This window comes from Mycolicibacterium agri (genome assembly GCF_002553505.1).
GTDB classification, from domain to species: domain Bacteria; phylum Actinomycetota; class Actinomycetes; order Mycobacteriales; family Mycobacteriaceae; genus Mycobacterium; species Mycobacterium agri.
Genome location: NZ_PDCP01000022.1, coordinates 66,715 through 80,126, shown reverse-complemented (window position 1 = coordinate 80,126; position 13,412 = coordinate 66,715). Strand labels below are relative to the sequence as shown.

Annotated in this window: 13 protein-coding genes and 1 riboswitch; of the genes, 1 reads left to right on the top strand and 12 read right to left on the bottom strand. The window is 68.3% G+C overall.

The annotated features are described in order from the left end of the window. Positions 1-59: 59 nt before the first annotated feature. Positions 60-157, bottom strand: a riboswitch (glycine riboswitch). 43 nt (positions 158-200) lie between these two features. From CQY20_RS14330 to CQY20_RS14275, 12 genes are all read right to left on the bottom strand, one after another. Beyond that, positions 201-824, bottom strand: a complete 624-nt coding sequence (locus CQY20_RS14330) for a MerR family transcriptional regulator (protein WP_097940766.1) — start codon at positions 822-824, stop codon at positions 201-203. 244 nt (positions 825-1,068) lie between these two features. After that, entirely contained in the window at positions 1,069-1,563 is a 495-nt protein-coding gene (locus CQY20_RS14325) for a bifunctional nuclease family protein (RefSeq protein WP_097940748.1), read from the bottom strand. 48 nt (positions 1,564-1,611) lie between these two features. Beyond that, positions 1,612-2,346, bottom strand: coding sequence for a transcriptional regulator FtsR (ftsR, locus tag CQY20_RS14320; protein WP_097940747.1), 735 nt, complete (start codon positions 2,344-2,346; stop codon positions 1,612-1,614). Between the two features lie 26 nt (positions 2,347-2,372). Further along, entirely contained in the window at positions 2,373-2,855 is a 483-nt protein-coding gene (gene garA, locus CQY20_RS14315; RefSeq protein ID WP_163700238.1) for a glycogen accumulation regulator GarA, read from the bottom strand. Between the two features lie 189 nt (positions 2,856-3,044). Further along, positions 3,045-3,440 (bottom strand): glycine cleavage system protein GcvH, encoded by a 396-nt coding sequence (gene gcvH, locus CQY20_RS14310; protein ID WP_097940746.1) that lies wholly within the window; start codon positions 3,438-3,440, stop codon positions 3,045-3,047. 24 nt (positions 3,441-3,464) lie between these two features. Next, the gene (locus CQY20_RS14305; RefSeq protein WP_097940745.1) at positions 3,465-4,247 is read right to left on the bottom strand and encodes a DUF881 domain-containing protein; all 783 of its coding nucleotides are present in this window, start codon (positions 4,245-4,247) and stop codon (positions 3,465-3,467) included. Positions 4,248-4,250: 3 nt separating this feature from the next. After that, a complete protein-coding gene (locus CQY20_RS14300) occupies positions 4,251-4,583 on the bottom strand; it encodes a small basic family protein (RefSeq protein ID WP_097940744.1) in 333 nt (110 codons plus the stop codon). After that, positions 4,580-5,509, bottom strand: coding sequence for a DUF881 domain-containing protein (locus tag CQY20_RS14295; protein ID WP_234816242.1), 930 nt, complete (start codon positions 5,507-5,509; stop codon positions 4,580-4,582). Before CQY20_RS14295 ends, CQY20_RS14300 begins: the two co-directional genes overlap by 4 nt. Further along, entirely contained in the window at positions 5,502-6,116 is a 615-nt protein-coding gene (locus CQY20_RS14290) for a CDP-alcohol phosphatidyltransferase family protein (RefSeq protein ID WP_097940743.1), read from the bottom strand. The genes CQY20_RS14295 and CQY20_RS14290 overlap by 8 nt, the downstream gene beginning before the upstream one ends. Positions 6,117-6,126: 10 nt before the next feature. Beyond that, on the bottom strand, positions 6,127-8,460 hold the full coding sequence (gene secA2 / locus CQY20_RS14285) for an accessory Sec system translocase SecA2 (protein WP_097940742.1): 2,334 nt from the start codon (positions 8,458-8,460) through the stop codon (positions 6,127-6,129). A gap of 217 nt (positions 8,461-8,677) precedes the next feature. Next, positions 8,678-9,625, bottom strand: coding sequence for a GNAT family N-acetyltransferase (locus CQY20_RS14280; RefSeq protein ID WP_234816241.1), 948 nt, complete (start codon positions 9,623-9,625; stop codon positions 8,678-8,680). A gap of 92 nt (positions 9,626-9,717) precedes the next feature. Beyond that, positions 9,718-11,370 (bottom strand): acetolactate synthase, encoded by a 1,653-nt coding sequence (locus tag CQY20_RS14275; RefSeq protein ID WP_097940741.1) that lies wholly within the window; start codon positions 11,368-11,370, stop codon positions 9,718-9,720. 130 nt (positions 11,371-11,500) lie between these two features. Here CQY20_RS14275 and CQY20_RS14270 point away from each other — a divergent pair, with 130 nt between their 5' ends. Next, the gene (locus CQY20_RS14270) at positions 11,501-13,411 is read left to right on the top strand and encodes an ABC transporter ATP-binding protein/permease (RefSeq protein ID WP_097940740.1); all 1,911 of its coding nucleotides are present in this window, start codon (positions 11,501-11,503) and stop codon (positions 13,409-13,411) included. Position 13,412: the final 1 nt, after the last annotated feature.

Genomic DNA, 13,412 nt, shown 5'->3' with positions numbered 1-13,412 from the left:
TCGCCAGCCTTTCCCCGTGGGCGGGCGGGCCGTGTGCCCACCGCTTTCCAGAGGCATCGGGGCCCTGCGCGGTCCGGGGGCCTGAGAGGTTGACGGAGAGGTGTTGCTCCTTCGGCGCCCGTGGCTGGCGGCCACGGAACTCTCCCGCACAAGGGCGATGCGCAGCCGATTCTACCGCCAGGCGATTTCGCCCGGGGTCCTCAGCCGATCTTGCGGTCGCGGTGCTTGCGGCGCGAGGCCAGCTCGTCCTCGGGGGCGCTGATCGACTCGCCGCCGTCGGCGCGTTCGCCGGGGAAATCGGCGATGGCGCCGGTCAGCTCGCGCATCGCGCCGGAAACGGCGATGCCGAAAACGCCCTGGCCGCCCTGCAGCAGGTCGACCACTTCCTCGGCCGAGGTGCATTCATAGACCGTGGTGCCGTCCGAGAACAGCGTGATGTTGGCCAGGTCCCGTACGCCGCGCTGACGCAGATGGTCGACGGCGACCCGGATGTTGTGCAGCGAGATGCCGGTGTCCAGCAGCCGCTTGACGATCTTGAGGACCAGGATGTCCTTGAACGAATACAGCCGCTGGCTGCCGGAGCCGGCGGCGCTCCGAATCGACGGCACGACCAGCGATGTCCTGGCCCAGTAGTCCAGCTGGCGGTAGGTGATTCCGGCGATCTGGCAGGCGCTCGGCCCGCGGTAGCCGACCAGCTCGTCGGGCACGGAGTCGTCGGGAAAGAGCCCGGCCTGGACGGGTTCGCTAGGGGCGGGGGCGGACGGCTGGGATGCGCCTTCGGTCGACGAAAGATCTAGCTGCTGCTGACGTGGCGTGTCTCCCACTTTCCGAATCCTCTCGCCGATCGAACTCGCGTCTGTGACCTGCACTGCGGCACGTTTGCCAAAGCCCGAATGTGTCGAGCATACGCTCCCCGATGGGCCCTGACTGCCCGTCGTGGTGATCAAAGTATGGCTGCCCCGGTCACTGTTGTCGGAAACCCGGGCCGCGTGTCGAGCGTCAAAACGTCAGTTGAGACGCATCCGTGATGTTTCGTGCCGCCCGCTTGCGGAGCGAAACCAACAGCGCTCAGGTGGCCTTGAAATCGTCCGGCGACACGCTGTCCAGGAACTCTTTGAACTTCTCCACTTCGTCTTCGCGCACGGCGCCGGCGGCCTCGTCGTCGTTCTCGTCGGGGATCAGCAGCCCGGCCTCTGCCAGCACCGCCTCCTCGACGTAGATCGGCACACCGACACGCAGCGCGATCGCCACCGAATCCGATGGCCGAGCCGACACCTTGATGTCGCGGTCGAAGATCAGATCGGCGTAGAAGGTGCCCTCCTGCAGATCGACTATGCGCACCTCTTTGAGCGAATGGCCAAGTGCGGCAATGACATCTCGGATCAAATCGTGCGTCAGCGGCCTGGCCGGCTCGACGCCCTGTTGTTCGAGCGCGATCGCGGCCGCCTCCGACTGACCGATCCAGATCGGCAAATAGCGGTCACCGTTGGCCTCGCGAAGCAGCAAAACTGGCTGGTTCTGAGGCTGCTCCACGCGAATGCCGACCACACGAACCTCACCCATCTGTGTCTGCCCTCCGCACCGCTGAAGCTTCTACAACGAGTCTAATCCTCACCTGTCGAGAACGTCGCGCACGGCCGACTTGATCAACGATGTGTGCAACGTGATAGCGAGGGCGGCGACTTCGCGCGCCAGGTCGTCGGCGCGGTCCCGCGCACCCGCTTTACCCGCCTTGACCACGGGTCCGGCGATCTGGGCGATCAGATCCGACTGCCGGTCGGCGGCCGACCGGAACGCGCGAAGATGACGGGGCTCCACACCGTATTCGGACAGCGCCCGCGCGCACTGCGCGATCACCACCGAATGCTCGTCGAAAAACCCGCCGGGCCCAGGCCTGATGATGCCTGCCCTGACCAATTCGTTGACGAGTTCCTCGGCCACCCCCGACCGCGACAGCAGGTCCTCGCGGCTGAGCCGGACCTGCGTCGGCGGGACTGCGGATTCGCTGGGCGCCGTCTCGCCGGACACCGGCACGAGACGCGGTACGGCGTAGCCGGTGCCGGTCGGCGGCAGTTCACCGTCGGGCATCGCGTCCAGCTGTGCCTTGATGACCTTCAGCGGCAGGTACTGGTCACGCTGCGCGGTCAGGATGAACCGCAGCCGGGCGCAGTCATAAGCGGTGAACCGGCGATAGCCCGAGGCCGTCCGCTCCGGGGTGACCAAACCCTCGGACTCCAGAAAACGAATCTTGGAGATGGTCACGTCCGGGAACTCCGGCCGCAGGGCGTCGAGAACCGCCCCGATCGACATCCCGGGCGCCGGTGGGTGGATGTCGGGCTGTGTCATCAGCTCGTGACGCGGATGCTCATCGGTTACGTGCCCTGGCCGCTGTCGTCGTCAGATTTGGGCCCGGTCAAAAACACCAGACGGAACTTGCCGATCTGCACCTCGTCGCCGTTGGCCAGCACCGCCGAGTCGACGGGCTCCCGGTTGACGTAGGTGCCGTTGAGGCTGCCGACGTCGACGACCTGGAACTCGCCGCCCTCGAGGCGGAACTCCGCGTGGCGGCGGCTGACAGTGACATCGTCGAGGAAGATGTCACTGTCGGGGTGCCGACCTGCCGACGTGACCGGCTGGTCGAGCAGGAAGCGGGACCCGGCGTTCGGGCCGCGTTTGACGACGAGCAGCGCCGAGCCGGCGGGCAGGCCTTCGACACCCGAGACCGCCCCCTCAGTCCCCGCCGCTGCCGGAGCGTCCAGTTCGTTGAGGAAGTCCGCGCGAAATACCGAAGTCGTCTCCACGGTGACTTCTTCAGACGCCTGGTCCGCCCCAGAATTCTGGTCCTTATCCGTCACCCGCTGCTCCTCACTGGCTGCTGTGGCGATACCTGGCCGGACCCGAATCGGGTCCCCTCTCCAGCCGTCGTTCGTCTCTCGTTGACCGTACCGCGAGCCGGTCGTCGTTGGGTCCACCCCCGCCGGATCAAGAGGAAGTCCTCATGCGGTTTCCGGCGTCAAAACTGACGGAAGGCACCCTAACAATCCTCACTCGTTGACCAGCGCCCGGTAGCCGTCGGCGTCCAGCAGCGCGTCGAGGTCGTTAGCCAGCGTGTCGGGGTCAGACTGCAGCTCGACCAGCCAGCCGTCGCCGTAGGGGTCGGAGTTGATCAGCTGCGGGCTGCCTTCCAAATCGCCGTTGACCGCAACGACTTTCGCCGTCACCGGCGCGTACAGATCCGACACCGACTTCGTCGACTCCACCTCGCCGAACGACTCCGTCGCCGTGACTTCGCTGCCTTCCTCGGGCAGCTGGACGAAAACCACGTCGCCGAGCGAGGACTGCGCGTAGTCGGTGATGCCGACCCTTACGGTGTCGTCACCGATGCGCTGTACCCACTCGTGCTCGTTGGTGTAGTACAGGTCGGGCGGGATTTCGCTCACGGCGCTCCTCTTTGCAGGTCGGGCTCACTTGACGGGCTGAGCGTATTGGCGGGCTTTCGGTTGCCGCAAGGCGGTCACATCCACCCGGTCGGATTGTTCTACCACCATCGTGCCGCCGACGCGCTCGACACTGTCCATCGCGCCGCCGGGAATGTTCACCGCGGCGGCCAGGGTCGGCGGATCGCCAATGGCGACAACGGTATACGGGGGGTTGAGCGTCTGGCCGTCGATCACCAGCGCGCCGGGTGCACCGACCACCCAGGTGTCCACCCCGACGCGCACGGTGCTCGGCCCGCCGCGGATCTCCATCGCCTCTGCGCCGGCGTTCCGCAACTCGTTGATCACGTCGAGCATGGTCTCCGGGGCGACCCCGGTGGCGGCGTCGTCGATGGTCAGCGTCAAGCCCGGCCCCGTCGCGGGCACGGTGCCGATCAGGATCGACAGCGCGGCCAGCCGGGCTTGGGCGTTCTCGATGGCGGCCTGGTCGCTGCCGCCGGAGGCCTCCAGCGCCTCCAGCGTCCGCTGCAGGTCGGCGACTTCGGTGTTCAGCGCGGCCTCCCGCTGCTGCAGCGAATCCAGCAGCACCAGCAGGTCGGCGGGCCGCGCGGACTCCAGCGAGTCGCCGGAATCGTTCTGCCGCACCTGGGTGACGATCGCGACACCGAGCAACAGGCACAGCACCACCCCGAGCGCGCCGAAGATCAGCTGCGAGCGTCCGCGTTTGGGTCTCGCGGAGGTCGCGTCGGGCGGCATCTCATGGCGGCCCGCATGGCCTGCTTCGTGTGCTCCGTGGGTGTCGCCGGTCATCGATCAAGCGCCAAACAGTCGGCGCCGCAGGGCCGCGGCGTTGCCGAAGATGCGGATGCCGAGCACCACGATGATCGCGGTGGACAGCTGCGTGCCGACGCCGAGTTGGTCGCCGACGTAGACGATGAGCGCCGCCACAAGCACGTTGAAGACGAATGAGACGACGAACACCTTCGAGTCGAAGATCCGCTCCAGATACGCCCGCAGGCCGCCGAACACCGCGTCCAGCGCGGCCACCACCGCGATCGGCAGGTACGGCTCGACCACGTCGGGCACGCTCGGGCGGAAGACCAGCCCGAGCACAATGCCGATCACGAGCGCGGCGATCCCGATCATCTGTCTCCAATTCCCTTGGCGAAGTTGACTTCTCGCACTGAGCCCGCCGGGACTGTCATGTCTTCGGTGGAGCTGACGGTCACCCCGACGCCGTAGCTGGCCTCCAGCAGCCGCAGCCGCTGCAGGCCGGGGCTGCGGTCGAACACGTCGGTCATGGCGTGCGGCGGACCGACGGCGAGGATCTCATATGGGCTGGCGATGGGTTGATTGTCGACCAGGATGCCGCCGCCCGCCTGCCGGATGGTCACGTTCGGGCCGACGCGTATGCCGCCCACCGAGATCGCCTCCGCGCCGCTGACCCACAGCGAGTTCACCACCAGCTGCAGGTCACGGTCCAAGATGACCTGGCGGCTGCCCTCGACGCGTTCCTTGGAGACGTCGCTGAGATCCTTCGACACGCCAGGGTCGGTGATCGTCACCGTCAGTCCAGGACCGCGCACCGCGGTGGCCGCGGCCGAGAAGTTGGCGACGTCGAGTTCGTCGAGCAGCTGCTGTCCGCGCTCGTCGCCTTCCAGCTGGCTGCGCCGCACGTCGTCGAGCTGGGCCGCCAGCGCGTCGCGGCGCGCCGTCGCCGAATCGGCCTCTTGTTCGGCCGAGCGCACGCTGCCCGACAACACCTGCTGGGTCTGCCGCACGCCCGGCGCGGTGGCCTGGGCCTGCGCGACCGCCAACGCGAACACCGTCGCGACCGCCAGCGCCGCCAAAATTTGCCAACACGCGTCTGCCACACGGCTTCTCGGGCGATCGTCGGCACGGCGCTGCGCGGCCGCCGCGGCGTATCCGGGGTCGAGGTGCTCAGACAGCAGCGAGCGCAGCAACGACGGGACGGGGATCAGTGTCGGTGCGCCCGCCTCGTGCTGATTGCGCCCCGCCTCTGGGTCGTAGCCGCCGAGCGCGTAGCCGGGTATCTCCCGCTCGTCAGCCACCGGAATCCACCTTCGAATCCACCTTCGGCAGCCGGCGCATCACCATCCCGACCTGGATCAGATACAGCACGCCCGACCACAGATACAGCGCCAAACCCCAGATCAGAAACGCCCAGCCGCACGCCAGCACCACCCGGCTCCACAGCGCGTCCCACTGGCCGAGCAACACCAGCGGGAAGCCCGACATCAGCGCGAAGGTGGCCGCCTTCCCGATGTAGGTCACCGGCAACGCCGTCAGCCCGCGGCTGCGCAGCAGCGGAAGCGTGGCGGCCAGCACGGCGTCGCGGCCGATCAGCGTCAGCACGATCCACCACGGCACCATGCCGGCAAACCCCATCGCGAGGGGCACCGTCAGCATGTAGATCCGGTCGACCGCCGGGTCGAGCAGCTCGCCCAGCCGGGACGACTGGTTGTCGAAGATTCGCGCGATCTTGCCGTCGGCCCAGTCCGAGGCGCCGCTGAACATCAGCACCGCCACCGCCCAACCGTTGGCGTGCGCGACGAGCAGCAGGTAGAGGAATACCGGAACGAGCACCAGCCGCAGCACCGAAAGCGCGTTGGGCACCGTCACCACGCGGTCACGCACTACCCCCGGCGCGCGGTTCATGTGGATAAACCTAGCGGAATATCCCCGGCAGGCTGAGCGCTGAAGACGAGTCCTCTGCCAGCGGATTGTCGTGCACCATGTAGGTCCACGTCGACGTCGGCCTGGCCAGCTTCGACAGATCCAGCCCCTGCTCCTCCTCGAGCACGTTGGCGGTCTCGAAGGTCTGCTGGGCGGCCTCGATCGCGTCGGCGGCCAGCGACGCGAACGCGTCGACAGCCATCCGGTGAAACTCGTCGATCGGCTTCTGGTGGCCCAACGCGCGCAGGTGGATGCTCTCGCGGATGTCGGCGAGATAGGCCAGGTGATCGGCCCAGCCGCGGTCGAGGTGATACAGCATGATCTGGCGGCAGATCCGCTCCAGCTGCTCCTCACCGAGCTTCTCGGACAGTTCCTCGTAGCGCTTCGGGGAGCGTTCCGCGAGCTCCTCGCGCGCAGTCGGCGTGCTCAGCAACGTGTTTCGGCGTTCGACGAGGATCGCGCGCTGTTGCGCGATCAGCTCGTTGTACTGCCAGGTGGTGGCGTGCACGGCGAGCAGGCGGCCCTCGGCGACCCGCTGCGCGTGGTCGAGGATGCCTGCGGCCTTCTTGTTGATGATGCGGCCGGTTTCGTCGGTCTCGGTCGGCAGCTTGCTCAGCTTCTCCGCTTCGAGGTGGGCGACGACGACGTCGTCCTCCCAACTGGAGAAGAACACCGACGACCCGGGGTCACCCTGGCGGCCCGCGCGGCCGCGCAGCTGGTTGTCCAGCCGCTGGGTGTTGTGTCGTCCTGTGCCGATGACGTGCAGGCCGCCCAGTTTGGCGACGGCGTCGTGGTCGGCCTCGTCGGAGCCGCCCAGCCGGATGTCGGTGCCGCGGCCTGCCATCTGCGTCGACACCGTCACCGCGCCCAGCTTGCCCGCCTCGGCGATGACGCGGGCCTCCTCGGCGTCGTTCTTGGCATTCAGCACCACCGCGGGCACCCCGGCCTTGACCAGCTTCTCGTGCAGCTCCTCGGACTCGGCGACGTCGCGGGTGCCGACCAGGATCGGTTGGCCGGTCTTGTGCACCTCGGCGATGTGCTCGACGATCGCGTCGGTCTTGGCGGCCGCGGTGATGTAGACGCGGTCGGGTTCGTCTTCGCGGATGTTCGGGGTGTTCGGCGGGATCGGCGAGACGCCCAACTTGTAGAACTGCCGCAGCTGCTCCCCCGCGGCCAGCGCCGTGCCGGTCATGCCGCACACCGTCGGATAACGGTTGACCAGCGCCTGCACCGTGATGGTGTCGAGCACCTCACCCGTCTCGGTGGTCTCGATGCCCTCCTTGGCCTCGACGGCGGCCTGTAGGCCGTCGGGCCAGCGCTGCAGCTGCGCGATGCGCCCGCGGCTGGCGTTGATCAGGTGCACGGCGTCGTCGCGGACGATGTAGTGCACGTCGCGGTGCAGCAGCGCGTGGGCGTGCAGCGCGACATTGACCTCGGTCAGGGTGGTGCCGACGTGCTCCTCGGAGTACAGGTCGATGCCGCCGAGCTTGGCCTCGATCTTCTGCGCCCCCTTCTCGGTGAGGTGGACGTTGCGGTTGTCGGCGTCGGTGTCGTAGTCCTCGCCGGGGACCAATTCGCCTACCAGCCGGATGATTTCGAGCTTCGGGGTCTCCCGGTGCGACGTGCCGGCGAGCACCAGCGGCACCAACGCCTCGTCGACGAGCACCGAGTCGGCCTCGTCGATCAGCGCCACATCCGGGTTGGGCGACACCAGGTCCTTGACGTCGGTGACGAGCTGGTCGCGCAGCACGTCGAAACCGATCTCGTTGATCGAGGCGTAGGTGATGTCGCACTTGTAGGCGGCGCGGCGCTCGTCGGCGGTGGACTCGGCGGTGATCCAGCCGACCGTCAGCCCCATCGCCTCCAGCAGCGGCCCCATCCACTCGGCGTCGCGGCGGGCCAGGTAGTCGTTGATCGTGACGACGTGGACATTGCGGCCCGCAAGCGCATAGCCGGCTGCCGCGATCGCCCCGGACAGCGTCTTGCCCTCGCCGGTGGCCATCTCGATGACATCGCCTGCCAGCATCCGCAGCGCGCCGAGCAGCTGGACGTCGAACGGGCGCAGCCCGGTGTGGCGCTCGGAGGCCTCCCGGGCGATCGCGAGGAATTGCGGGATGTCGCTGGACTCGGCGAGGTCCCTGAGGTCGAGCAGCTGCGTCGCCTTGCGCATCTGCTCGTCGTCGAGCTCGGCGGCCTTCTTGTCGAACTCCTCCGACGCGCGTACCTGCGCCATCGAGCGGGCCTGCTCCCTGTCGGTGCTGGCGCCGAGCAGTTTCCAGAACCGGTTACCGAGACCACCTGAGGTGCGGGTCTTCGTCTTCGCCACGCCAATACGGTACGCGGCCGCTCACCCCTCCTTCCCTCCTACGGCGACAGTGCGTGCTCCCCCTGCGGCGACAGCCGTGCCCCCCTTACGGCGACGTGTGTGCCCCCCTTACGGCGACGTGTGTGCCCCCCTTACGGCGACAGTGCGTGTCTGCGGCCGACACGCCGGTCAAATTGCGGAGTTTGCGCACGCTCAGCCCGTTGTGACGGCCGCTCGGTCACCCCGTCGTGAAGCCCATCCGCACCGAGTCGCCGACTGGCTCGAACCCAATGCGCTGATAGATGGCGTTCGATGTCGGATTGGCCAGGTCGGCGAAGAGCACGACGTCGTCGACGCCCTCTCGCAGGGCGGTGTCGGCTGCGGCGGCCGTCACGGCCGAACCGTAGCCGTGCCCGCGCGCATGGCGCGGCGTGAAGACGGGGCCGACGCGCGACACCCCCGCCGCGGGCGCCCGCAGCATCGCCACGCTCACGGGCGCACCGCCGTCCTCCCATAGCAGGAAGCGGTCGCCGACGGCTCTGGCGTTGTCGACGTAGCGCTGGGCAGCGGCGCGGTCGCGCAGGCGGCTGGACGTCTCGACGAAGAAGCGCTCGATCCAATCGACCAGCAGCGCCGTGTCACCAGCGGTGTCGTCGGCGGTGGCTTCGCGGTGCTCACCGGACACGCTGGGCGCCCGCAGCGTGCCCAGGCGGTAGAGCCGCTCCTCCATCTCCACCGCCGCAGGCCGGCCGGTGGCCGCGTGCCACGCGCCGGCGAAGGCCAGCGCCAGGTCACGGTTGCCGCGCACGCCGTTGAGCTCAGGCCGCGTGACTGCCAGTGCTTCCGCGACTGCGCGGTGAGTGCTCAGCGGTAGCCCGTTGCACGCCAACGGATATGGCGGTGTCTGTAATGCCACGCCGACGACTTCGTCGCCGTCCCAGACCGACAGCAGCAGCGCGTCGTCGCCGAAATTGGTGTCCGACCGCAACAACGTCAATTCGATTGTGTTGCCGACGCGATCGCGCTGATACAGCGGCGCGGCAAGGTCGCGGAAGCCGGCTGCCGACGGGTGTATTCGCACATCCACTTCCGCCAGCATGGTCACCCACCGCGCGGCGGTCCACCGAATTTCAGCGACGAGCGTGCGCAAACTCGTGAATTTGTACGGCGTGTCGGCCGCAGACACGCCCGCTCGCCGGAGATGTCCGGAAGCAACCGGAAAGGGCCGGGGACAATCTCGCCGGAAAGGAAAGGGCCGGGAAGGGCTGGAAACAACAACTAGGCGAGGTTGGAGCGGCGCGGGTAGGCGACGGCCGGGTCGGTCAACGTGTTCACCACCGCGGGCAGCCCCGACTCGAACGCCCGCTGCAGCGCGGGCCGTAGCTCCGCAGGCGTCGACACCAGCTCGCCGTGCCCGCCGAGCGCGGCGACGACCTTGTCGTAGCGGGTCTCCGGCCGCAGATCGGCTACCACCGAATAGCCGTACAGCAGCTCCATCGGATGCTTCTCCAACGCCCAGACACCGTTGTTGCCGACGACCGAGACCACCGCAACGTCGTGGCGCACCAACGTATCCCACTCCATCCCGCTGAAGCCGAAGGCGCCGTCGCCCTGCAGCAGCACGACCTGCCGGTCGGGTCGGGCCAGCTTGGCAGCCAGCGCGTAGCCGGGGCCCGAGCCGAGGCAGCCGAACGGCCCGCTGTCCAGCCACGCGCCGGGCACGTAGCTGTCGATGACCCGGCCGGCGTAGGAGCCGAAGTCGCCGGCGTCGATCACCACGATCGCGTCGCGGTCCAGCAGCGGCTTGAGTTCGGCGTACACCCGCATCGGGTGCAGCGGGCTGCGGTCGTCGGTCAGCTCGGCTTCCTCGGCGGCACGGCCCGCCGCCTCCACGGCCCGCAGGTCGGCGATCCAGCCCTCGTGCTCGGTCGGCCGCTGACCGGCCAGCGCCGTCAGCGTGGCGGTCAGATCGCCGTACAACTCGGCGGCCACCGGCCGCGGATGCGGTCGCTGCGGGGCGACGCGGTCGGCGACGACGAGCTGGGTCTGCTCGCCGAAGACGCCGCCGAACCCCAGCCGGAAGTCCATCGGCACGCCGATCACCAGCGCAACGTCGGCCTCTTTCAACGCCTTTGACCGCGCCCGCGAGAACGCCAGCTCGTGGTCTGCGGGCACAGTGCCGCGCGCCATGCCGTTCATCAGCACAGGGATGCGCAGAGTCTGCGCCAGCGACAGCAGTGCCTCCTCGGCGCGACCCCACCACACATTGGTGCCCGCCATGATCACCGGCCGCTGCGCGCCCGCGAGCAGACCGGCCGCGACGTCGAGTGCGGCGCCGTCGGCGGGGGCTGGCGGCGGAACCTCCGCCAGCGCACCGGGCGCAGAACTGTCGTGTGCCTCGCTGAAGACGTGATCCATCGGGAAGTCGACGAACGCGACCCCCGTCGGCGCACCGCCCACGCCCGCGGCCGCAAGCAGCGCGTCGTCTATCAACCCGCCGACCGCGTCGGCGGACTGCGCGGTCGAGGCGAACCGGGCCAGCGGAGCCACGAACGGCACGTGGTCGATCTCCTGCAGCGAGCCCTGCCCCCACCGCGCCGCGGGTGCCCGGCCGCCAAGGATCAGCAGCGGCGAATGGTTCTGCTGCGCCGCGGCCATCGCGCTCATCCCGTTCGTCACACCCGGTCCGGCGGTCAGCGCGGCGACGCCGGGCACCCGCGTCACCTTCGACCAACCCTCGGCGGCGAACGCGGCGGTCTGCTCGTGTCGGGTGTCGATCAGCCGGATGCCTTCGGTGCGGCAGCCGTCGTAGATCGAGAACAGATGCCCGCCCGACAGGGTGAACATGGTGTCGATGCCACAGGCCCGCAGCCGGCGGGCGATCAGATGCCCTGCGCCGATTTTGCTGCCCGCGGCAGCGTCGATGCTCATGGCGGCAGCCTAATCACTGCCCCACAGCGCCTTTTGCTCGCCGTTCGACCCACGCGTGTCGGCCACGCGAGCCGCCGTCCTGCGGTAGCTTCGCCGCAGGCTGGCTCCGGCGGGGAGGAGGTGTCGCGGGGTGAACACCGGCGCATTCCGCTCGTCGATCGACTGGAGCCACGAGTTCGTCAACTCCAGCATCTGGGTGCTGCTCGCGTTCGCGATCACCGCCCCCTGCGTCCTGATCGTTCTCGTGCTGATCGGGCGGATCACCGAGTGGGGCCGCCAATTCTGGCGCATCACCGGGCCGTACTTCACCGGCAGGCAGAGCTTGGTGGTCTGGGTGCTGCTGTCCGTGCTGCTGGTGTTGACGATCATCTCGGTGCGCATCACGGTGCTGCTGAGCTACTACGCCAACGACGTCTTCACCGCGCTGCAGGTGGCCCTGCAAGGCCTCGCGGCGGGTGAACGCGCGCTCACCGACTCGGGCATTCACGGCTTCTGGGTCACCATCGGCATCTTCGTGATCCTGGCCGTGGTGCATGTCGTCGTCACGCTGACCGACATCTATGTGATGCAGCGGTTCATCATGCGGTGGCGAATCTGGTTGAGCGGCAGGCTGATCGATGACTGGCTCGATGAGCGCGCCTACTACCGGCGGCAGTTTCTGCGGCACCCCACCGACAATCCCGACCAGCGCATCCAGCAGGACATCGACATCTTCACCACCGGCGTCGGCGGTCACACCAACAACCCGCTGTACGGCTCCGGCAGCACGCTGCTGTTCGGCGCCGTCGCCGCGGTGCTGTCGGTGGCGTCGTTCGGCTCGATCCTGTGGCGGCTGTCCGGCCCGCTGACGTTGGCCGGGTTGACGATTCCGCGCGCGCTGTTCTGGATCGTGATCGGCTACGTGTCGGCGGCCACCGTCGTCGCGTTCATCATCGGCAGGCCGCTGATTCGGTTGAGCTATCTCAACGAGCTGCGCAACGCGGGCTTTCGCTACGCCTTGATGCGGGTCAGGGACGCCAGCGCCGCCATCGGGCTGTACCGCGGCGAAGACGTCGAACGGCGGCTTCTCCAGGGCCGGTTGGCCGATGTGATGGCCAACTACGCCAACTGGCTCACCCGCTTCCTGCGGTTCACCGGCTGGAACCTGACCGTCAGCCAGGCCATCAACCCGCTGCCCTACGTCGTGCAGGCGCCGCGGCTGTTCGCCGGGCAGATCTCGTTCGGCGATGTGATCCAGTCGGCCACCGCGTTCACGGTCATCCACGGCGCGCTGTCGTTCTTCCGTGAGGCCTACGACGAGTTCGCAAGCTACCGCGCCGCGGTGATCCGCCTCGACGGGCTGGTCGACGAAAACTCCCGCGCCCGCCGCTTCAGCCAGGTGACAACGGCCCTAACCTCAGACGGCGCGCTGACCGTGGACGACCTTGACGTCCACACCCCAGACGGGGTAAATCTCATCCGCGCACTGCGTTTCGCGTTGCGGCCCGGCGACACGCTGCTGGTGAGCGGACCCAGCGGCATCGGCAAGACCGTGCTGCTGCAGAGCATCGCCGGGCTGTGGCCGTTCGCGTCCGGACGGGTGGCGCTGCCGTCGGGCTCGCAGGCGGCGATGTTCGTGCCGCAGCTGCCCTACCTTCCGCTCGGCGACCTGCGCGCCGTCGCGTCTTACCCCAACGAGGTTGGCGCCGTTGACGACCGCGAGATCCAGCGCGCCTTGATCAAGGTCGCCCTGCCGCAGCTGGCCATCCGGCTCAACGACGTCGGCGACTGGGGCAAGGTGCTGTCGGTCGGTGAGCAGCAGCGCATCGCCTTCGCCCGCATCCTGCTGACCAGGCCGGCGGCGGTGTTCCTCGACGAGTCGACCTCGGCCCTGGACGAAGGCCTCGAGCTGACGCTCTACGAACTGATCCGCGCCGAGCTGCCGGAGGCGATTTTGGTCAGCGTGAGTCATCGGGCGACGGTCGAGCGGTTCCACGAACGTCAGCTGGAGCTTGTCGGCGGCGGAAAGTGGCGTCTCGACCCGGTGAGAACTCGCAGATGAG

Excerpts from the sequence above, each read along its gene's own strand:
- CQY20_RS14275 (WP_097940741.1), bottom strand. The coding sequence starts at position 11,370 with ATGAGCATCGACGCTGCCGCGGGCAGCAAAATCGGCGCAGGGCATCTG.
- CQY20_RS14305 (WP_097940745.1), bottom strand. The coding sequence starts at position 4,247 with ATGACCGGCGACACCCACGGAGCACACGAAGCAGGCCATGCGGGCCGC.
- ftsR (WP_097940747.1), bottom strand. The coding sequence starts at position 2,346 with ATGACACAGCCCGACATCCACCCACCGGCGCCCGGGATGTCGATCGGG.
- CQY20_RS14300 (WP_097940744.1), bottom strand. The coding sequence starts at position 4,583 with ATGATCGGGATCGCCGCGCTCGTGATCGGCATTGTGCTCGGGCTGGTC.
- CQY20_RS14290 (WP_097940743.1), bottom strand. The coding sequence starts at position 6,116 with ATGAACCGCGCGCCGGGGGTAGTGCGTGACCGCGTGGTGACGGTGCCC.
- CQY20_RS14325 (WP_097940748.1), bottom strand. The coding sequence starts at position 1,563 with ATGGGTGAGGTTCGTGTGGTCGGCATTCGCGTGGAGCAGCCTCAGAAC.